This window comes from Synechococcus sp. CBW1006, assembly GCF_015840525.1.
In the GTDB taxonomy this organism is placed as follows: domain Bacteria; phylum Cyanobacteriota; class Cyanobacteriia; order PCC-6307; family Cyanobiaceae; genus CBW1002.
On the sequence record NZ_CP060396.1, the window covers coordinates 3,653,726 to 3,672,116 of the forward strand.

The 18,391-nt window shown below is 67.2% G+C and carries 19 protein-coding genes; 14 read left to right on the plus strand and 5 right to left on the minus strand.

What is annotated here, in order from left to right; genetic code table 11:
* Positions 1–8: 8 nt before the first annotated feature.
* Positions 9–1,046 (minus strand): metal ABC transporter solute-binding protein, Zn/Mn family, encoded by a 1,038-nt coding sequence (locus H8F26_RS18070; protein WP_197156287.1) that lies wholly within the window; start codon positions 1,044–1,046, stop codon positions 9–11.
* Between the two features lie 97 nt (positions 1,047–1,143).
* Between H8F26_RS18070 and H8F26_RS18075 the strand changes: the two genes are divergently transcribed.
* Positions 1,144–1,872: an esterase gene (locus H8F26_RS18075; RefSeq protein WP_197159333.1), complete on the plus strand. Its 729-nt coding sequence runs from the start codon at positions 1,144–1,146 to the stop codon at positions 1,870–1,872.
* Here H8F26_RS18075 and hisIE read toward each other — a convergent pair.
* Complete coding sequence (gene hisIE / locus H8F26_RS18080; RefSeq protein WP_197156289.1) at positions 1,869–2,546, minus strand: bifunctional phosphoribosyl-AMP cyclohydrolase/phosphoribosyl-ATP diphosphatase HisIE; 678 nt, start codon at positions 2,544–2,546, stop codon at positions 1,869–1,871. The two genes, H8F26_RS18075 and hisIE, sit on opposite strands and share 4 nt — an antisense overlap.
* Before the next feature lie 162 nt (positions 2,547–2,708).
* On the opposite strand from hisIE, the gene H8F26_RS18085 reads away from it, so the two are divergent.
* The 5 genes from H8F26_RS18085 to H8F26_RS18105 are packed head-to-tail and all read left to right on the plus strand — an operon-like array spanning position 2,709 to position 6,708.
* Complete coding sequence (locus H8F26_RS18085) at positions 2,709–3,176, plus strand: 6-carboxytetrahydropterin synthase (RefSeq protein WP_197156291.1); 468 nt, start codon at positions 2,709–2,711, stop codon at positions 3,174–3,176.
* Complete coding sequence (locus H8F26_RS18090; RefSeq protein ID WP_197156293.1) at positions 3,173–4,138, plus strand: permease; 966 nt, start codon at positions 3,173–3,175, stop codon at positions 4,136–4,138. Before H8F26_RS18085 ends, H8F26_RS18090 begins: the two co-directional genes overlap by 4 nt.
* The gene (locus tag H8F26_RS18095) at positions 4,114–4,878 is read left to right on the plus strand and encodes a TIGR03943 family protein (protein WP_197156294.1); all 765 of its coding nucleotides are present in this window, start codon (positions 4,114–4,116) and stop codon (positions 4,876–4,878) included. The genes H8F26_RS18090 and H8F26_RS18095 overlap by 25 nt, the downstream gene beginning before the upstream one ends.
* Entirely contained in the window at positions 4,875–6,221 is a 1,347-nt protein-coding gene (locus H8F26_RS18100; RefSeq protein WP_197156295.1) for a hypothetical protein, read from the plus strand. The genes H8F26_RS18095 and H8F26_RS18100 overlap by 4 nt, the downstream gene beginning before the upstream one ends.
* Positions 6,222–6,255: 34 nt before the next feature.
* Positions 6,256–6,708 (plus strand): Fur family transcriptional regulator, encoded by a 453-nt coding sequence (locus H8F26_RS18105; RefSeq protein ID WP_197156296.1) that lies wholly within the window; start codon positions 6,256–6,258, stop codon positions 6,706–6,708.
* Here H8F26_RS18105 and H8F26_RS18110 read toward each other — a convergent pair.
* From H8F26_RS18110 to H8F26_RS18120, 3 genes are all read right to left on the minus strand, one after another.
* Positions 6,669–8,294: an iron uptake porin gene (locus tag H8F26_RS18110; protein WP_370594649.1), complete on the minus strand. Its 1,626-nt coding sequence runs from the start codon at positions 8,292–8,294 to the stop codon at positions 6,669–6,671. The two genes, H8F26_RS18105 and H8F26_RS18110, sit on opposite strands and share 40 nt — an antisense overlap.
* A 156-nt stretch (positions 8,295–8,450) precedes the next feature.
* Positions 8,451–9,299: a hypothetical protein gene (locus H8F26_RS18115; RefSeq protein WP_197156297.1), complete on the minus strand. Its 849-nt coding sequence runs from the start codon at positions 9,297–9,299 to the stop codon at positions 8,451–8,453.
* A gap of 101 nt (positions 9,300–9,400) precedes the next feature.
* A complete protein-coding gene (locus tag H8F26_RS18120) occupies positions 9,401–10,471 on the minus strand; it encodes a multicopper oxidase domain-containing protein (protein ID WP_197156298.1) in 1,071 nt (356 codons plus the stop codon).
* Positions 10,472–10,883: 412 nt separating this feature from the next.
* On the opposite strand from H8F26_RS18120, the gene H8F26_RS18125 reads away from it, so the two are divergent.
* The 8 genes from H8F26_RS18125 (at position 10,884) to H8F26_RS18160 (ending at position 18,012) form a co-directional block, all read left to right on the plus strand.
* The gene (locus tag H8F26_RS18125; protein WP_197156299.1) at positions 10,884–11,690 is read left to right on the plus strand and encodes a PAS domain-containing protein; all 807 of its coding nucleotides are present in this window, start codon (positions 10,884–10,886) and stop codon (positions 11,688–11,690) included.
* Between the two features lie 12 nt (positions 11,691–11,702).
* Positions 11,703–12,251 carry a GGDEF domain-containing protein gene (locus H8F26_RS18130; RefSeq protein ID WP_197156300.1) on the plus strand — a complete coding sequence of 183 codons (549 nt, stop codon included), beginning with the start codon at positions 11,703–11,705 and terminating at the stop codon, positions 12,249–12,251.
* 109 nt (positions 12,252–12,360) lie between these two features.
* Positions 12,361–12,804 carry a hypothetical protein gene (locus tag H8F26_RS18135; RefSeq protein ID WP_197156301.1) on the plus strand — a complete coding sequence of 148 codons (444 nt, stop codon included), beginning with the start codon at positions 12,361–12,363 and terminating at the stop codon, positions 12,802–12,804.
* Between the two features lie 67 nt (positions 12,805–12,871).
* Complete coding sequence (locus tag H8F26_RS18140) at positions 12,872–14,059, plus strand: GTP-binding protein (RefSeq protein ID WP_197156303.1); 1,188 nt, start codon at positions 12,872–12,874, stop codon at positions 14,057–14,059.
* A gap of 288 nt (positions 14,060–14,347) precedes the next feature.
* Positions 14,348–14,938 (plus strand): HupE/UreJ family protein, encoded by a 591-nt coding sequence (locus H8F26_RS18145; RefSeq protein WP_197156305.1) that lies wholly within the window; start codon positions 14,348–14,350, stop codon positions 14,936–14,938.
* 84 nt (positions 14,939–15,022) lie between these two features.
* A complete protein-coding gene (locus H8F26_RS18150; protein ID WP_197156307.1) occupies positions 15,023–15,166 on the plus strand; it encodes a hypothetical protein in 144 nt (47 codons plus the stop codon).
* 152 nt (positions 15,167–15,318) lie between these two features.
* Positions 15,319–16,380, plus strand: coding sequence for an extracellular solute-binding protein (locus H8F26_RS18155; RefSeq protein WP_197156309.1), 1,062 nt, complete (start codon positions 15,319–15,321; stop codon positions 16,378–16,380).
* Between the two features lie 132 nt (positions 16,381–16,512).
* Positions 16,513–18,012, plus strand: coding sequence for an iron ABC transporter permease (locus tag H8F26_RS18160; RefSeq protein WP_231597954.1), 1,500 nt, complete (start codon positions 16,513–16,515; stop codon positions 18,010–18,012).
* Positions 18,013–18,391: the final 379 nt, after the last annotated feature.

Consider the following 18,391-nt stretch of genomic DNA (forward strand, 5'->3'; position numbering starts at 1 on the left):
GCTTCAACCTAGCGATCCACGGGAGCGCCCACCCCGGCGGACCGGGCCGCCGACCCTCCCAGCGCGGCGGCCACCGCGGCACCGTTCGCCTCCATGGTGCGCAGATAGCGGGCGGCGGACGGTTCGCTGCTCTCCTCACCCCGCTCCAACGGATCGAAGCGCAGGATCGGCAGACCCAGATCACGGGAGAGGGCCACCAGGGCCCGGTTGTTCTGCTGGGGCTCGGCCAGCAGGCCCCGCAGACCCTCCCGGCGAGCGATGCGACCGGCCTGCTCGAGGGCGGCGATGGAGGGACTCTCCCCGGGCAGGCTGACAAGCACGGCCCGCTGGAGTCCGTAGCGCACCGCGAAGTAAGGCAGCAGATCATGGAAGGTCACCACGGTGCGGCCCCGATAGGGAGTCAGCTGGCGATCCAGCGTCTGGTGGAGAGCGGTGAGTTGTCGCGAGAAGGCCTCCGCTCGCTCGTCGTAACCCTTGCGGCAGCTGGGGTCGGCGGCGATCAGCCCATCGCGGATGGTGCCCACCTGCTGACGGGCCCGCAGGGGGTCGAGCCACACATGGGGATTCACATCCCCATGGCTGTCTGAATGGTCGTGGTCACCGCCATGCCCATGGCCATCGTCGTGGTCCGCCGGCAGGGGAGTGACACCGCGGCTGGCCTCGATCACCCGCAGATCAGAACGGCCGGCACCGTCGATCAGGGGCAGCAGGAAGTCATCCAGGCCGAGGCCGTTGCGCACCAGCACCCTGGCCCGGGCGAGACGGGCCATCTCGGCCGGTCGCACCTGCAGGTCATGGGGATCGGTGGTGGAGGGGAAGAGGGGCTCCACCGTGGCGCAGTCGCCGGCCACGGCCCGGGTCAGCAACGTGATCGGCAGCACCGTGGTGACAACCACCGGCCGAGGTGGCATCGCCCCGGATTCGGCCCTCCCGGTTTCAGCGGTCGGCGGGGATGCGGGCCCACCGACGGGGGCAGTGCATCCGGCCAGAAGCAGCAGTGCCACCCCCGGCAGGACGCCCAGGCACGTGGGAAGCAGGGAGGCCATGGCAACGCCAGAAGCATGAGAATCATTCTCCCAGGTGATTGGGCCGATCCTGCCGGGGGGATGGTTGGCTGGTGGCCTGTCCGTGACGCCCCCGGCGATGACCCAGCAGCCGATCGTGATCCTCGGTGGCTTCCTGATCACCGCCGAGGCCTACGAACCCCTGCGGCTCTGGCTCCAGGACCAGACCTCCCAGCCGGTGCTGCTGGTGCCCGCCAGCCGGTTCGACTGGCTGCTCACCTCCTTCCCCTTCGGCTGGGTGCGGCTGCTCGATCGGGTCGCCGTCCTGGTGGCCGAACAGGCCGCCCGTTCCTCCACGGGCCGCGTCACCCTGATCGGCCACAGCTCCGGTGGGGTGATGCTGCGCCTCTTCCTGGCGGATCAACCCTTTGAAGGTCGCACCTACAACGGCAAAGCCCGAGCCGACACCCTGGTGATGCTCGGCAGTCCCCACACCGCGCGGCGGGCCACGCCGCTGCGCCAACGGGTCGACCGGGAGCTGCCCGGTTGCCCCTTCGCCGATCAGGTGCGCTACGTCTCGGTGGCGGGGGACCTCCCACCCGCTGCCTTCAGCTCCACCGCCCGCCGCCTCGCTCCGTCCTCCTACCGCAACATCTGCGGCGATGCCGACGCCCCTGGCGATGGTCTTGTGCCCGTGACTTCGGCCCTGCTGGCTGGATCCGAGGCGATCACCCTGGCCGGGGTGGCCCATGGTGGCGCCTTCGGACCGCGGTGGTACGGCACACCGGAAGTGGCGGCGCAGTGGTGGCCAGCAGTGGTGGCAGGGCTGGGCGAGGGTGCAGGCCCAGGCAATGGCTGCCCTGACTAGCCGCGGCGGGGGGCACCACGGCGGGCGGCCAACACCTCCTGCACCTGCCGCCAACTCACCCCGTGGTGGGCCAGCGCCACCTGCAGGTGAAAGAGCAGATCCGCCGCCTCGCCGGCGATCGCAGGGCCGTCGTCGTCCTTGCAGGCCATCACGAACTCAGCGCTCTCCTCACCGATCTTCTTGAGGATGCGGTTATCGCCCCCCTCCAGCAGCTTGTTGGTGTAGCTGCCCGGTTCCGGCTGGTCGCGGCGGCCCTCGATCACCCGCATCAGTTCGGTGCAGGCGTCGGCAGGGGGAGGCGGGGCCTCCGCTCCACCGGCGGTGGCCAGCGGGCCCTGGTCGTAGAAGCAGCTGCGCGCTCCGGTGTGGCAGGCCACGTCACCGATCTGCTCGATGGTCAGCAGCAGCACGTCGGCATCGCAGTCGTAGCGGAGGCCCCGCAGCCGCTGGAAGTGACCGCTGGTGGCGCCCTTGTGCCAGAGCTCCTGCCGGGAGCGGCTCCAGTAATGCACCTCGCCGCTGGAGAGGGTGCGCTCGATCGCCTCCCGGTTCATCCAGGCCACCATCAGCACGGCCCCATCGAGCCAGTCCTGGGCGATCGCCGGGATCAGGCCAGCGTCGTTGAAGCGCAGCGGGGGCAACGAATGAAGGCTTCCCTCCAGGGGTTCGGTCATGGTCATCGGGACCCGCAGGTCAGTCGGAAGCGGAACCACAGCCAGTTTCGCCTTCCGACGCCCACGGATTCCGCCCACTCCCGCCGATAGCTCCCGCAGAGCCCTGCAGCGCCCCGACCGGCCGCAGGACACAGCAGACTTGCCGCCGGTCCGCCGAGCCCCTTGAGTCACACCTGTTCCAAGACCTTCAGCGGCTATCCCTGCTGCCATCGCCAGTGGCGCCACAGCGGCCACTGCCGTTTCGTGCACGGCTACAGCCGCTCCTTCACCGTCTGGTTTCGGGCTCACCAGCTGGACCAGCACGGCTTCGTGGTGGACTTCTCAGCCCTCAGCGGCCTGGAGCAGCGCCTCGCCGACCAGTTCGACCACACCTTCCTGGTGAATGCCGACGACCCGCTCCTGCCGGACTGGCAACGCCTGCACGCCCGCGGCGCCCTCGATCTGCGGGTGATGGACAACGTGGGCATGGAGGCCAGCGCCGAGCTGGTGTGGGGCTGGGCCAACACCCTGCTGCGGGAGCAGGAGGAGGGGCGTGCCTGCTGCTGGAAGGTGGAGGCCCGTGAAAACGAGAAGAACGCCGCCTGCTACGAGGCCACCCCCACCTGGTTCCGGACGGAGGTGGCCGGATGAACGCGGCCCGGCTGGCCACGGCCTGGGCCCTGTTCCAGGGGCTGCTGATCGAGGCCATGCCCTTCCTGTTGCTGGGGGTGCTGATTTCGTCGGTGGCCCGCTGGCTGGCCCCCGGCGGCCGCTGGCTGCGACAGCTCCCCCACCATCCCCTGGGCGGTCCCCTTACCGGGGCTGCCCTCGGTTTCGCCCTACCGGCCTGTGAGTGCGGCAATGTGCCGGTGGCCCGCCGCCTGCTGGCCGGTGGGGCGCCCCTGGGCACAGCCCTGGGCTTCCTGTTTGCCGCGCCGGTGCTGAACCCGATCGTGCTGGCCGGCACCTGGGCCGCTTTCCCCAACAAGCCCTGGCTGCTGCTGGCCCGGCCCCTGGGAGCCGTGCTGGTGGCCCTGGCTCTGGCGAGCCTGTTGGCGCTGCTGCCGGAATCCCGCCTGCTGCAGCCGGATCTGCTGGCCGAACGGCGTCTGCATCAGCCCCTGGCCAGCGTGAACCTGCTGGAGCGCAGCACGGGGGTGCTGGGGGGCAATGCCGCCATGGTGCCGGCGGCCGTCAACCCGCCGCGGCCACCCTGGTCTGAGGTGCTGCGCCACGGCAGCCAGGAGTTCCTCGATCTGGCGGTGCTGCTGGTGCTGGGCTGCGTCATGGCGGCCCTGGTCCAGACCCTGGTGCCGCGGGAGTGGCTGCTGGCGGTGGGCGGCGCCCCCACCCTGTCGATCGTGGCGTTGATGCTGCTCAGCCTGATCGTTTCGGTCTGCTCGAGCGTGGATGCCTTCCTCGCCCTGAGCTTCGCGGCCCAGGTCACCCCCGGGGCACTGCTGGCCTTCCTTCTGCTCGGGCCGGTGATCGACCTCAAGCTGGTCGGTCTGCTGGGGCTGCTGTTGCGTCCCGTAGGACTGGCCCTCACCGCCGCCGGTGCGAGCCTGACGGTGCTGCTGATTGGGCAATGGGTGAACCTGTGGCGCGGCTGACCCCACCCCATCGCCCCGGCTGGGGGGATCTGCCCCGGCGGGCCGCCCTCTGGCGGGGCCTGGGACTGGGCCTGTGGGGGCTGGTGCTGCTGCAGAGTGCCGCCAGCGACCGGCTCGCCCTGCTGCTGCGCGAGGTGTTCCATCCGCTGGTCTGGCTGGCCGGGGCTTTGCTGCTGCTGCTGGGAGTCCTGCAGATGGCCCAGGCCTGGCGCCAGGGAAGCAAGGCCGGGGCCCCTGGAGCGGATCGGCTGCGCCGTAACCAACTACCGGGGCTACTGGGCACTGCGGTGCTCGCCCTGCTGGTGCTGGCCGTGCCGCCGAACCCCTCCTTTGCGGATCTGGCGGGCCAGCGCCCCCGCGACACCACCAGCGAGGAGGGCCTCAGCTTCGTGTTGCCCCCGGCCCAGCGCAGCCTCACCGACTGGGTCCGGCTGCTGCGCAGCCAGCCCGATCCCCGCCTGTTCGTCGGTGATCCGGTGCGCATCAGCGGCTTCGTGCTGCCGATGGAGGGGGAACCTCCGCAGCTGGCCCGCCTGCTCGTGCGCTGTTGCCTGGCCGATGCCACCCCCGTGGGAATGCCGGTCCGCTGGCCGACAACCTCGCCCCTGCCTCGGGCCGACCAGTGGCTTGCCCTCGAGGGGCGAATGGCCCTGGAAAGCAAGCCCGGCGGCGAGCGTCTGGTGGTGGTGCCCACCCAGATTCGAGAGATCCCACGGCCGGCCCGGCCCCTGGAGCCATGAGGCAGCTGCTGCTCGCCCTCGGGGTCCCGGCAGTTTTGGCGTTGGCGCAGCAGCAATGGCTGTTGCGCCAGCCTCCAAGGCTGGAGGCCCTCGAACCGGCGCCCGCCAGCTCCGGCCCTGCGGCCCTGCGCAGCCGCTTCAGCCGGCCGATGGACAGCGCCAGCATCGCCAGGTCCAGTCGGCTGCAGCCGCCCCTGGAGCACCGCTGGCTGGGGGAGGGCGATGGTCTGATGCTGAGTCTTTCAGCGGGGCAACGCCTGAGCGAGCCCCTGCGCCTGGAGCTGGAGGGGCGCGATCGGCGCGGGCTGGCCCTGCGGCCTGGCGCCTGGTGGTGGGATCCGCGGCCGCGGGTGCTGGCCGTGGTGCCGGTGCCGGGGGGCGAACAGCTGCAGCTGCGGGAGCGGGACGGTCGCTGGCATCCCCTCTCGCCGGTGTGGCACCGGATCCTGCAGGTCCAGCCCACCGGCGGCGGCCGCTCGCTGGCTCTGGTGAGCCGTTCGCCGGAGGGGGAGCACCGGGTCTGGCGCCTGCCCCTGCGGCAACGCAACCTCGCCCCATTGGCCCAGGGACTGGGCCCCGTCCAGGCGGGCCGCCTGGAACCTCTGCTGCCCGAAAGCCTCACGTTTGCCCACCTCAGCGGCAACCAGCGCGGCGATCTGCTGGTCCAGTCCACCATGGGCATGCCGGGAGAATCGGTGCTGCGCCTCTGGTCAGCTGGGGGCGACTCACGCCTGCTCGATCTGGAGGCCTCCGGGGGGGTGCAGCTGCTGCCGGAGGGGGGAGCGGCGGTGGTGCCCCTGCCTGAGGGACTGGCCCTGGTGGATCTGCCCCCCCGGGTTGCCCGGCGCCAGATCCTGCCGGGCAGCCGGGATCTGAGCAGCTTCTGCCCCCAGGCCGGCAGGGCCCTGCTGGTGCGCCACTGGCCCGATTTCCGCCGATCGCTGGAGCTGGTGGAACCCGGCCAGGCACCGCGACATCTCTGGGTGGGTTCGCAAGCCCTGATGGCCAGTGCCTGTGATCGGGGCGGCCAGCGGGTCTGGGTGCTGCTGCTGGACGCCACCGGGGCCCAACGCCTCACCTTGCTCTCCCTCGATCGGCAGGGCCGGCTGCTGCGCCGCCGCACCCTGACGGGCTGGGAACTGGAGCCCGGTACGGGGTTGCAGTACGACCCCAGCACCGACCGCCTGCTGGCGACGCTCCGGCCCGTCGCCGCGGCGGGCAGCACGACGGGTCCGAAGCAGACCGTGACGGCGGCGCGCGCCGTACTGATCGACGCCACTCGCCTGGAACTCGATCCTCTCGATCAGCCCGTGCTGCAGGCGCAATGGCTACCGGCGGGGTAGAACAAACCCCCCGTCGCCTGTCGCTTCGCGTTCCATGGGTCCGCCCCCCACCACTGATCGACTTCCGCCTCGCCAGCAGGGTCTGCTGGAGGAGCTCGGCCGGGCCGATGCGGAACTCTCCGGCCAGGAGCTCCACGCCCGCCTGCGGGGAAGTCCCCAGGCCATGGGGCTGGCCACGGTGTACCGGCACCTGCGCCAACTCCAGCAGCGGGGGCTGGTGCGTTGCCGCCATCTACCCACGGGCGAAGCGTTGTTCGCCCCCACCGAGCGGGATGAACACCACCTCACCTGCGTCGACTGCGGCACCTCCCTGGTGCTGCACCACTGCCCCGTCCATGGCCTGGCCCTGCCGGACGGGGACCTGGCCGGCTTCCAGCCCCTGTTCCACACCCTCGAATTCTTCGGGCTGTGCCGCGACTGCCGGCAGCGGCAGGAGACCGAAGCGGATCAGAAGCTGAAGGAGGTCTTCACCAGGCCGCCGAACTGATGAAAGCTGCGGCCGTCCGGGCTGTCCTGCCCGAGCGGGCGGCTGAGGTAGAAGAGCGCCGGCGTCACCGAAATGTTGTCGGTGAGCTGCATCTTGTACCACCACTCCCAGACGAAATTGCCGTCGCGGGGTGTGTCGCCACCCTCGAGGCTGGTGGCGAAGGTGGGCTGTCCCACAGCCATGCCGGCGGCATTGCCGCTGGCGAAGGCGTCGAGCCACTGCAGGCCCACGCTCCACGACTGGCTGGTGCGCACACTGCCCGCCGGGGCATCGTCGTAGCGGCTGCGATTGATGCCCCAGCCCGCGCTGATCGAGGGAATCCAGCCCGTCGTCTGCGGTTGCCAGTAGCCGCTCAGTCCGAAGGCATCGGTGCTGCCAGGCAACAGGTAGCTGTCGAGGGTGAAGGGGGTGCCGTAGACCACGAGGTCGTTGCCGTTCTGGATGCGTGACCAGATCGCGGCCACGCCCCAGGTCTCCTGGCCGTAGCCGATCTGCACCGTGCCGGTGCCCCCGGCGCCATCGGTGGCGATGCCGCCCTGAGCCGGATTGCCCTCCTGGCCATGGGCCGCCACGTAGCTGGCGCTGAGGCTCAGACCCCCGTCGCTCTGCCACCAGAGGCCGGCGCCGGCGCCGAGATTCTTGTTGTAGGCCGCCGGTGCCCCGTTGAGGGTGAGCACGTCCAGCACCGCAGAATCGGGGTAGACACTGGGCCAGAGGGCCAGCATGTCCTCCTGGCCCACCCGGGCGCCGATGGTGGCCGTAAGGCCGGAGCCGAGCGGCACCTGATAGAAGAGCCGATCGATCCCCACGACATTGGGACCGCCCTCCTCCTGGAAGGCGGTCTCCAGCTGGGAGAGGTTGGTCGGACCGGCACCGCCGAAGCTGTTGCTGTCTCCTTCGAAGTTGCCGGCGCGCAGGGTGGTGCGCAGCAGGTCCTTGCCGGTGAAGGAGGTGTCGAAATTGAGCTGGACGTCGTAATTGAACGTGGTGGCACCGAAGCGGCGGCGGCTGTCCTCCACCAGCGCGGCGGCGCTGCCGCCAAAGGCATTGCCCCCCAGCACGAAGGTGGCCAGGCCCGAGAGTTTGGTGGTGGTGGAGAACTGGGTCGCCTCCAGCTCGCCCACCTTGGCTTCAAGGCCGTCGACGCGGCCGCGGAGGACGGCGAGCTCCTTCTCGAACTCCTTGATCAGGCGCTTGAGCTCGTCGGTCACCTCGGTGATCCGATCGAGGCAGGCGTTCAGCAGGGCCGCCGCTTCGTAGCGGCTCATGGCCTGACCGCCCCTGTAGGTGCCGTTGGGATAGCCGGCGACGCACCCGTAGCGCTCGATCAGGTTGCTGAGAGCCTGGTAGGCCCAGTCCGTGGGGCGAACGTCGGAGAACTGGTTGATGCTGGTGACCTGCTCCTGGCCCTCCAGGCCGGCGGCAGCGGCGTAACGGTTCATCCCCTCGAGATTCAGCTCCGTTGCCTCAGCGGCAAGGGGGCTGAGCAGCAGCGTTGCCGCCAGAGGGGCGAGGCAGGCACGGCGGCGAGCGGCGGCGGGGCTGACCATCGGATGCGTCACAAAGGCTGAAGGGGTTTGGGACATCGGTGGGATCAGGGGCGACAAAGCGGCGAGCGCCCTGCGCCAAGAGCAAGAATCATTCTCACCGTTGCAGCAGTTTGCTGGATCAACCGGATGCCTCAGTCGACGCTCCGCCCTGTTGGAGGAGTGTCCAAAGGGAGTCGCTCAGAGCGGCCTCTCTCAGAGGGCGGCCGTCCGTTGCCGCACCTCCTGAGCCGTGAGCACGGGGCGACTGGGCGGCAGCGGATCGGGCCAGGCCGGCTTCAGGGCCGCGAAGGTGGACGCCAGCTTCCGCTCCAGAGCAGGGTCGCTGGCTGCCAGTTGCGGCGCGATGCCGCTGAAGAGCTGCTCGGCGTAGAGAACAAATCCCCTGGAGTCCTGGTATTCCACCGTTTCAGCGATCCGGCCATCGGTGATGGCCGCCTCGTACTCGCTGGCGGCGGTGTTGAGCAACTCCCGAATCACCGTCGCCACAAAGGCCGGATCGCGGCGCTCCCATTCCGGCAGCACCGCCATGGCCTGATCGATCGAGCGGCGGGCCTCTTCCACCGCTTGCGCCGTGGCCGGTGCCGTGGGAGCTGTGCGGATCAGGTCTTGCAGCACTGTGAGCTTGCCCTGGAAGGGAGGCACCCCCCGGCGGCTGAGTTCCGGCTCCAGGTCGCCGTAGAGCTCATCGGCGGGATGGGCCAGGTGGGGTTCGGCATCCGCGGCCCGGCCCCGCTGCATCAGCTCGCCGGCCACCAGCAGGTGCCCCTGCATCAGGCCCAGCACCGTGGCGTAGGTGAGCGGTGAACCTGGATCCATGCGTTCGCCATGGCCGGTGTCGCCGTGCCCGACTTCGCCTTCGCCTCCCTCGCCGCCCTCTCCACCTTCGTGGTGGCCTGCGCCAGGGGCAGGGGACGTGGCAGTGGCGCCGCCGCTCTCGGGCCCCGCCGCGCCGTCCTGATAGGGCAGACCGCAGCCCACAGCCAGACCCGCCGAAGCACCGAGGGCGAGAAACAGTTCAATGGCACGGCGCCCCTGACCCATGGAATCGGCAACAGCTGGATGGGGCGATCCTCCGCCGGCCTCGGCAAAGGGCAAAGCCTTCTGTCACGCTGAAGTGTGACGAACGTGACCTGGCCGCGTGATCAACCGTTGATCGGGCGCGGCACAACGTTGAAATGCCCCATGCAGCCGCGCTCGGCGATCTGATCCTGGTGGGGATGAAACATGTATAGGCCAGGGTAGCGATAGCTGAACTCCAGAATATGGCGCTCCGCCATACCCATGGTGATCACATCACTCAGCTCATCCGGAGTGGAGGAAAGACCGGAGCGATACACCTTGAAGATGTTGGCATGAAGATGAAAGGTCAGCGGCCCATCCCACTCCACCATGTTGAGAACATAAAGGCGAATCAGAGCATCCTGATAGAGATCGATCGGATGATCCCGGTAGTAATTCGGGATGCCATTAAAGGCATACAGATCATTGCGCCCCTGGCCCTTCAGGTCATAGCCCCCCATCACCAGCACCAGTTCGTCGGCGGGCGGTCGTGGCGTGACAGGATCCACGATCAACAGGCCATACAACCCTTTACTCACGTGACGGGTCACCGGGGCCACATGGCAGTGGTAGGGATGGATGCCGTGAGGTTCGGCATCAAATTCATAGACGGTACTGCGCCCATGGCGCACGGGCCGGATCCCATCCATCGCCGCCGGATGGATGCCATGAAAGTGGAGGCTGTGGGAGGTGCTGTCCTGGTTGCGGAACACGATCCGCAAGCGATCGCCGGCATTGGCGCGCAGGGTCGGACCGGGCACCCGTCCATTCAGGGCCCAGGCCTTGAAGGTCACGGCCGGGTTGAGCGGCAGCAGGGTGGTATCGGCCGTGAGATCGAATTCCCGCACGATGCGGCCGTCTTCCCGCCGGACGGTACCGGTGTGGAACTCCCGCAGGACCGCCATCGGGTCGAAGGGAAGCGGCCTATCCCCTTCGCCGGCAGGGGACAGCGGTGGATGGCGTTGACCGGCGGGAGGCTGTCGCCCAACCCCGCCGGACCGCGGCAACAGCAGACCCCCCAGGCCCAGCCCCAGGGCTCCGGCCGCGAGGGGAAGGATCTGGCGCCGACTCCATCGCGTCGGTTGACTGGAGGAGGGCTGATTGGCAGGCAGCTGACCTGAAGAGAGCTGGCCGGAATCGGGTGGGCCTTGCATGCAGGCGGACAAAGAGGTCAGGTACGGGGGCCTGGGAGCTGATCCTCTGCAGTGCCCACGTCAACGCAAGGCGATCAAGCTAAGCCGCCGTTACCGGGATTCCGATGGAAGGTCCGGCAGGTCCGCCGACAGGCTTCTCACCTCTTGCCGCACCGCAGGGTCGTGGCCCAAGCCTCTCCGGCTCGATACGCCGCAGCGGCGGATGACGTGGAGGCCTGGATCACGAAACATGTTTCCAGCGCCACAAGTCTATGGCCAGCGAGATGATTTGATGCATAATGAGCAAATTGTTGGAACACTTCGGGGGGGGTCAGCAATAGGACCCTTTAGCATTGATATTCAATCCGTATCCAGCGGCTCCGCGGTTGATCAAGCCAGCCTTGATCCGCCGGGTCGATCCCGCCCGGAGCCCATGGAGCGTGCGTCTGACAGCGAATCAACGATCACCGGAGTGATTCTGCGCCCGGAGGATTCCTCTGCCGGCCTCGAACCCTTTCTGCTGCTTCCCGGCGATGGTCTGCTGCTGATCAGGGGCCTTGACCCCCAAAGCCCTGGCATCGATAAGGCCTGCCTCACGATCCTCTACGCCGATCGCGAGGCCCATGCCTGTCTGGGAGAGGGTCTGAGCGCAGCGATCGGTGGCGCCCTCCTGCCGTTCTGGCCAGCCCTGGCCGAAGCGATCCAGCTGCACAGCCTGGTGATGACCCAGGAGGGTCCTCGTGATCTCTGGCTCCCCTGGCAGGAAACATCTCTGCTGGTGAGACTGTTTCGCACCGACGATGGCGTGGGGGTCGGACTGCTCGCCTTTGAGGAAGGCTTCGCTGGCCCCAGCCTGCTCCAGCCACAGCGTGGCTCCGAGGCCATCGCGCGCCAACGTGTGGAACTGTTTGAGCGGTTGCTGCACGCGATCGGCGACGTGGTGCTGGTGACCACAGCTGAGCCCTTCGCAGCTCCTGGCCCCGTGATTCTTTATGCCAATGCCGCGCTGCTTTCCCAGACCGGATACTCCTACCAGGAAGTTCTGGGACGCAGTCCGCGGATGTTCCAGGGAGCCGGGACCAGTGCTCTGGTGCGGGCCGGCATGCGCACGGCCCTGGAAAACTGGCGGAGTTTCAACGCCGAAGTGCTCAATTACCGCAAGGACGGCAGCACCTACTGGGTGGACATAGCGATCTCCCCACTGCAGGACCCCAGCGGCTGGTTCACCCACTGGATTTAGGTTCAGCGGGACGTGACCTCACGCCATCACAACCTGCAGCATCTCAAGAACCAGGCCTACCAGGATCCGCTCACTGGCCTGCCCAATCGACGCTCCCTCGGCGACTACCTGCAGACCGCCCTTGATCGCCTGCACCGCCACGCCGGTCAGGCAGTGGTGATGTTCTGCGATCTCAACCGCTTCAAGGAAATGAACGACACCTACGGCCACACTGTGGGTGACCGCCTGCTCGTGGCCATCACCAAGCGTCTTCAGGCCGCACTGCGCCCCGACGACGTGTTGGTGCGCTTTGCTGGAGACGAGTTCGTCGTTGTCCTGGAGCAATGCGGCAGTCGGCAGCAGGCGCTCGCCATGGCCCATCGGCTGAAGAAGCAGGTGGGCAGCACGCTGCACGTTGACACCGCAGTGCTGCAACCACGCATCAGCATCGGCATCGCCATGACCTCCGACCCTCTCACAGCTGCTGCTGACCTTCTGCATCAGGCGGATCTGGCCATGTATCGCGCCAAGCGACAGAAAGGGGACTCCGTGGAGATCTACGACCCAGTCCTGGATGATTGAAACCCTGAGAGCCGATCAACGTTGAGAAGTCAGTGGCGAAAACAATGGCGAAAATCCTGTCCAGACTGAAGCGGCAGAGGCCCCGAGCCGACAGTTCCCAGCTGCATTGATGACGTTCCCAATCGACTACGCCCTGCGACTGCGCAGCCTCTGGATCTGCTGGTTGCTGGCCATGCTCTTCCATGTCGAGCTGGGGCTGATGCCTCTGTTTCATGGCCAATCGCCGGAGATCGAGAGCCATGTGGATGCTGCCCAGCTGCCTCTGCTGTTCGGGGCGATGCTGGGATACTTCCTGTTGCCACTTCTAGCCGTGCTTCTGATCGCCTATGCGGCCAGTGATCCCCAGGGATCTCGGCGGTGGCGACCCTGGCGGCGCCTTCATTTCTGGTTCAGCATCGTCTACACCATCACCAACATTCCCCACCTGATCGCCGACATCGTCGTCCCGGATTCGCGCCTGGGTCAAGTGGTGCTGATGGTCGTGTTGGTGCTGCTGGGGCTGGCGATCAACCTGGAGGGGTGGCGCTGGTGGCGGCAGGCCCTGCCGTCCTGATTCCAGCCGCAGCCACCAGCCTCCGCGCCCGCTTACCCTGAAGACAGGCTGTCCTCCCCCACCGCGCATGTCTCCCGCCCCAGGCCGTGTCGCCGCCAGCGAAGCCACAGCGCCCCTGCAGGATCCGGCGACCGTGGCAACGACGGAGCCGCTGCCCTCAGGCCTGCCAGTCACGATCCTGACCGGCTTCCTCGGCGCCGGCAAAACCACCTTGTTGAATCACATCCTCTCCAATCAGCAGGGGGTGAAGACGGCCGTTCTGGTGAACGAGTTCGGTGAAATCGGCATCGATAATGATCTCGTCGTCACCACCGGTGAAGACATGGTCGAGCTCAGCAACGGTTGCATCTGCTGCTCGATTAACGGTGAACTGCTCGAGGCCGTGTACCGCATCCTCGATCGTCCTGACCCCGTCGATTACCTGGTGGTTGAAACCACAGGTCTGGCCGATCCTCTGCCGGTGGCGATGACCTTCCTCGGCAGCGATCTGCGCGAGCAGACCCGCCTCGATTCGATCATCACCCTGGTGGATGCGGAGAACTTCGGCGAAGAGATTCTGGCCGGAGAAGTGGGTCGCGCCCAGATCGTCTACAGCGACATGCTGCTGCTGAACAAGTGCGATCTGGTGGAGGAAGAGCGGCTCGCCGAGCTGGAACGGCAACTACGCACGATCAAGACCGATGCCCGGATTCTCAGATCGGTGAAGGGGGAAGTGCCACTGCCTCTGCTGCTCAGCGTGGGCCTGTTCGAAAGCGACAAAGTGGCGACCAGCCAGCAGGCGGAGCAGGAGCGGGCCGCCGCTGCGGCGGATCACGACGCCTGTGATCACGAACACGGCCATTGCGTGCACGATCACACCGAGCACGATCACAACCATCACAGTCATGCCGATCACGGCCACGGCGGGCATCACCATGATCACGGCGCCCACCCCGATCATCTGGCGATCGAAGGGTTCACCTCCCTGTCCTTCGCTGCCGATGGTCCATTTGCCCTGCGCAAGTTCCAGAATTTTCTCGACAACCAGCTGCCTGGCAGTGTGTTTCGTGCCAAAGGGATCCTCTGGTTCAACGAAAGTGAGCGGCGCCACGTGTTCCACCTGGCCGGCAAGCGCTTTTCCATCGATGACAGCGACTGGCCCAGTGATGAGCGCAAGAATCAGATCGTGCTGATTGGCCGCGATCTCGACCACACCCGCCTGCGTCAGCAACTCCAGGCCTGCGTGGCCAAACATGCCGGCAAGGGCTTCGCCTGAGATCGGCAGCCAGAGCGGCAGCGGTGGGGCTAACTCCCTGGCGCTCTCAGCACCACTGTCTCCATTGCTGCGATGCCCTGTGACAGCAGGCGAGATACTGGTTTCAGTCCTTTCTCTCGACGTGCTGTCCCTTGGCTGCCATCACCGGCCCTGATTTCTGCCGACACTGACCCTGCACTGACACATCTGCCGGCCCGATCCATGCAGGCCATGGATGCATGGATGGGACCAGCCTCCCTGAACACCGCTCACCCCTCCCCAACCGCGCTGGCGCGGACAGAGTCATCCATGCTTCTGCCCCCCTCAATCCGCCGATCCCTGCTGCCGGCCGCGGCGGCAGGCCTTGGCCTCAGCCTTCTCTCGGCCCTGCCCGCTTCCGCCCACGGCGTCGCCGATGCAGGCTTCGGCAGTGGCTTCACCCATCCCCTGCTCGGCTTGGACCATCTCCTGCTGTTGCTGGGAGTTGGGGCCGCAGCCTCCTGCATCGGCTCCGGTCTGCTGGTGTTCGCCCTGGTCGGCGCGGCAATCGGTGCTGTGATCGGCACTGGCGGCGCCCAGGTCCCACTGGCCGAAACCCTGGCGGCTCTTGCCGTTTCCGGTGTGGGTGCCTTGATCCTGCAGGTTCAGCGTCGTTCCAGGCCGCCCGCCCTGGCGCTGGTCGGAGGTCCAGTGGCCCTGGCCGTGGCCATCCATGCTCTGCTGCATGGCCAGGAGGCCAGCGGTGCCCTGACCTGGTGGCTGGGGGTGGGACTGGCCTCCAGCGCTGTGGTGGCTGGCTCCTTCCTGGCGGTCCGCCGTCTTCCGGAAGGCTGGACGGCGCGACTGGCCCTGCTGCTCACCCTGGCGGGCGGCGTGCTGGCCCTGGCGCCCCTGAGCTGAGATCCCAAGGCAGGAAAACCGCCATGTCGGCTACACCCACCCTGTTCAGCGTGGCTACGCTGAGCCGAACACGCACCGGATGCCATGGCTGAACTGCTTGTCTTCACCGGAGTGCTCGCACTGTTCGGTCTCGCCTTCTGGCTCACGGCAGACTCCGACGACGACAGTGGTGGCGGCGGTCTGATGCAGCCGGTGTTGGTTCCCATCCCGGTGCGCCGTCAACGCTGAATCCCGGCACGAACCATCCGTTTCTGCAGATCCCTCCGGCCCGGCGTGACCAATGTCACGTCGGGCCGCTTCATTTGTGTCGTGGTCTCTGCAGAACTGCTGCGTAGGGTCCGCCAACAACGTTCGGATCTTCAGCGCAGGTCCCTTTTTCCATGTCTCGCAGCAATCAACCCCGCCGTCCGGTTTCCGTCCCTGTGATCGCTGGGCTTGTGGCCCTGCTGGCCGTGGCGGCGGGGGCCGCCGTGGTCGTCCGTCGGATGGGCCGCACTCCGGTGCAGGAACTCGGGGTCTACTCCGGCCGTCACTACAACACCGACAAGGAGCTCTACCGCCGCTTCACCGAGCAGACCGGCATCCGGGTGCGCCTGCTGGAAGGCAAGGACGATGCCCTGATCGAACGGGTTCGCACCGAAGGAGCCAACAGTCCGGCCGATGTGCTGGTGCTTGTGGATGCTGCCCGCCTTGACAAGGCCGCGGGCATGGATCTGTTCCAGCCGGTGAGCTCCAAGCAGCTGGATCGCGATGTGCCCGCCAACCTCCGCGATCCGCAGGGCCGCTGGTTCGCACTCACCCGTCGGGTACGCATGGTCGTGGTGAATCCAGCCATGGTGGATCCAGCCACAATTCGCACCTATGCCGATCTGGCCAAGCCCGCCCTCCAAGGCAAGCTCTGCCTGCGCAACAACCGCAGCGTCTACAACCAATCCCTGGTGGCCGATCAGCTGATTCAACGGGGTGAACCGGCCACGGTCAGCTGGATCAAGGGCATGGTGGCCAATGTCAGCCAACCCTTCTACACCTCCGACACCCCCCTGGCCCGGGCGGTGGCCAAGGGAGAGTGTGGCGTGGCCTTGGTGAACAGCTACTACGTGGGTCGCATGCTCGCCGGTCTCAGCGGCGAAGCGGATCAGTCCCTGGCCAAGCAGCTCAAGGTCGTGTTCCCCGACCCGGCTCATGTGAACGTCAGCGGGGCAGGCGTGACCCGGAACTCAACCCAGGCGGAGGCCGCCACCCGTCTGATCGAGTTCCTGGCGTCCCCCAGCGGCGGTGAGGGCTATGCCGAGGCCAATTTTGAATATCCGCTCAAGGGTTACGGCAGCAGTGCAATCCTCAAGGACTTCGGACCATTCCGAGATGATGGGGTCTCGGTGCAGCAGATGGGCGAGAAGAACCGAAAGGCCGTGGAGTTGATGCAGGCCAACGGCTGGTCATGATGACTGGCGACTGAAAATTGCGTGGATTCTTTCTTGCCTGCCGTTGCTTCAGGCTCGGTGGCCCCCGAGACCGAGCTAGGTCCAGGTCCGCCATCGCCCGTCGATCACCTTGAGAGCAGACCACCGCGGCGATTGCTCCTCGGGCTGGCGGTCTGGCTGATCTGCCTCCTCGCCCTCGCCCCACTGATCGGCCTTGTCCAGTTCGCCTTCTCCGGCGCTGCCGCGCAGCCTCTGGATCTGGGGCCCGGCGGCCTGTTGCAGCTGGGTAACACCCTGACCCTGCTGCTGCTGGTCGGTGTGATCGGCGCCGTTCTCGGCACCACCACCGGATGGCTCACGGCCAGTTGCAGCTTCCCAGGACGGCGCTGGCTTGCCATTGCCCAACTGTTGCCCCTGGCTACTCCGGCCTACCTGCTGGCCGCCACCCTGGTGGATCTGGGCAGCCGCAACGGTCTGCGCGTGCATGGCCTGGCCTGGTCTGTGCTGGTGCTCACCTTGAGCACCTACAGCTACGTCTTCCTGCTCGGCAGCGAGAGTTTTGCCGTGAGTGGACGCCGCCAGATCGAGGCGGCCCGCAGCCTTGGCGTGGGCCCCTGGGGCAGCTTTCGCCGGGTGGCCCTGCCAATGGCCCTGCCATCGATCGGGGCAGGCATCGCCCTGAGCGGCATGGAGGTCGTCAATGAGCTGGGAGCCGTGGAACTGCTCGGCGTTCCCACCCTCTCGGTGGGAATCCTGCAACGCTGGCAGAACGATGGTGATCCGCAGGGCGCCGTGGGGCTGGCCCTGGCCGCTCTGGTGATCGTGAGTGTGCTGGTCGGAGCCGAGCGGCAGCTCCGCCACCGCAGCCGTCGCTGGGGGATGGGCTCGCCGGGAGACCGGCTGCAGCCCTGGCCCCTGAGCGGCTGGCGGGCCGCTCTGGCCCAGGTGATCACCCTGTCGCCCCCCCTGCTGGCACTGGGATTTCCCCTGCTCTGGGCCGTGTCGAGCTGGGATCAGATGCACGGCGAATCGATCCAAGACCTGATCGCCCTGACCCTGCGCAGCTTCGCTCTGGCCCTGCTGGCGGCGCTGCTCACGGTCGCAGCTGGCCTGGTGCTGGCCATCTCCAAACGCTGGATTCCCCAGGTGCTGCTGCGCCGGATCACCTTTCTGGCCGGCATGGGCTACGCCGTGCCGGGGGCCGTGCTGGCCCTGGCCCTGATGCTGCTGGGCGGGCCCTGGGCCTTGAGTCCCCTGTTGCTGCTGGTCTGGGGCTATGCCGATCGCTTTCTGGCGGTGGCCAAGGGTGGACTGGATGCGGGGCTTGAGCGCATTCCCCCCAGTGTCGATGAGGCTGCCACCGGCCTGGGATGCAGTTGGCTCAAGGTGCTGCAGCGGGTCCACCTGCCGCTGCTGCGTGGTCCGCTGCTGGTGGGAGCTCTGCTGGTGTTTGTCGACACCGTGAAGGAACTGCCTCTCACCTTCGCGTTACGCCCCTTCGATTTCGACACCCTCTCGGTGCGGGTGTATCAGTACGCCAGCGATGAACGGGTGGGGGCAGCCCTGGTACCGGCCTTGCTGATCCTGCTGCTCGGGCTGGCGGCAGCCATGGCCCTGGTCCCCACCCTGGAACGGCAGCGGGGTCCGCACTAATCGCGGCCGCAGCGGCACTGACCGCCTTTCCATTTGGAGCATTTCGACTTCTTGCAGCCTTTCTTCTTGGCGACACGCAGAGTCTTGACACGCGCAACCGGCTCTTGAGCCTGCAGGCGTGGGTCGTCACTGGGGCCGAGAGGCTGGGACATGGCAGGAAATGGTGGAAAGGAGAACGGGGAAAGGGCGGCAACCAGAACGTCTTGCAGGTCAGCTGGGTCAGGACAGCTTGATCATGACAAGCGGGTCATGACAGGCGGGTCATGACAACCGTCTTCTGACAACTGTGCTCTGACAGCCGTGACTCGACGACTGGATGTCTGATCGCCATCGTAGGAACGTTTCCGGAGCAATTCGCCGCCGGCCAGGCCTGGTCACC

Excerpts from the sequence above, each read along its gene's own strand:
- H8F26_RS18070 (WP_197156287.1), bottom strand. The coding sequence starts at position 1,046 with ATGGCCTCCCTGCTTCCCACGTGCCTGGGCGTCCTGCCGGGGGTGGCA.
- H8F26_RS18075 (WP_197159333.1), top strand. The coding sequence starts at position 1,144 with ATGACCCAGCAGCCGATCGTGATCCTCGGTGGCTTCCTGATCACCGCC.
- hisIE (WP_197156289.1), bottom strand. The coding sequence starts at position 2,546 with ATGACCGAACCCCTGGAGGGAAGCCTTCATTCGTTGCCCCCGCTGCGC.
- H8F26_RS18090 (WP_197156293.1), top strand. The coding sequence starts at position 3,173 with ATGAACGCGGCCCGGCTGGCCACGGCCTGGGCCCTGTTCCAGGGGCTG.
- H8F26_RS18095 (WP_197156294.1), top strand. The coding sequence starts at position 4,114 with ATGGGTGAACCTGTGGCGCGGCTGACCCCACCCCATCGCCCCGGCTGG.
- H8F26_RS18100 (WP_197156295.1), top strand. The coding sequence starts at position 4,875 with ATGAGGCAGCTGCTGCTCGCCCTCGGGGTCCCGGCAGTTTTGGCGTTG.
- H8F26_RS18105 (WP_197156296.1), top strand. The coding sequence starts at position 6,256 with ATGGGTCCGCCCCCCACCACTGATCGACTTCCGCCTCGCCAGCAGGGT.
- H8F26_RS18110 (WP_370594649.1), bottom strand. The coding sequence starts at position 8,294 with ATGTCCCAAACCCCTTCAGCCTTTGTGACGCATCCGATGGTCAGCCCC.
- H8F26_RS18115 (WP_197156297.1), bottom strand. The coding sequence starts at position 9,299 with ATGGGTCAGGGGCGCCGTGCCATTGAACTGTTTCTCGCCCTCGGTGCT.
- H8F26_RS18120 (WP_197156298.1), bottom strand. The coding sequence starts at position 10,471 with ATGCAAGGCCCACCCGATTCCGGCCAGCTCTCTTCAGGTCAGCTGCCT.
- H8F26_RS18125 (WP_197156299.1), top strand. The coding sequence starts at position 10,884 with ATGGAGCGTGCGTCTGACAGCGAATCAACGATCACCGGAGTGATTCTG.
- H8F26_RS18135 (WP_197156301.1), top strand. The coding sequence starts at position 12,361 with ATGACGTTCCCAATCGACTACGCCCTGCGACTGCGCAGCCTCTGGATC.
- H8F26_RS18140 (WP_197156303.1), top strand. The coding sequence starts at position 12,872 with ATGTCTCCCGCCCCAGGCCGTGTCGCCGCCAGCGAAGCCACAGCGCCC.
- H8F26_RS18145 (WP_197156305.1), top strand. The coding sequence starts at position 14,348 with ATGCTTCTGCCCCCCTCAATCCGCCGATCCCTGCTGCCGGCCGCGGCG.
- H8F26_RS18150 (WP_197156307.1), top strand. The coding sequence starts at position 15,023 with ATGGCTGAACTGCTTGTCTTCACCGGAGTGCTCGCACTGTTCGGTCTC.
- H8F26_RS18155 (WP_197156309.1), top strand. The coding sequence starts at position 15,319 with ATGTCTCGCAGCAATCAACCCCGCCGTCCGGTTTCCGTCCCTGTGATC.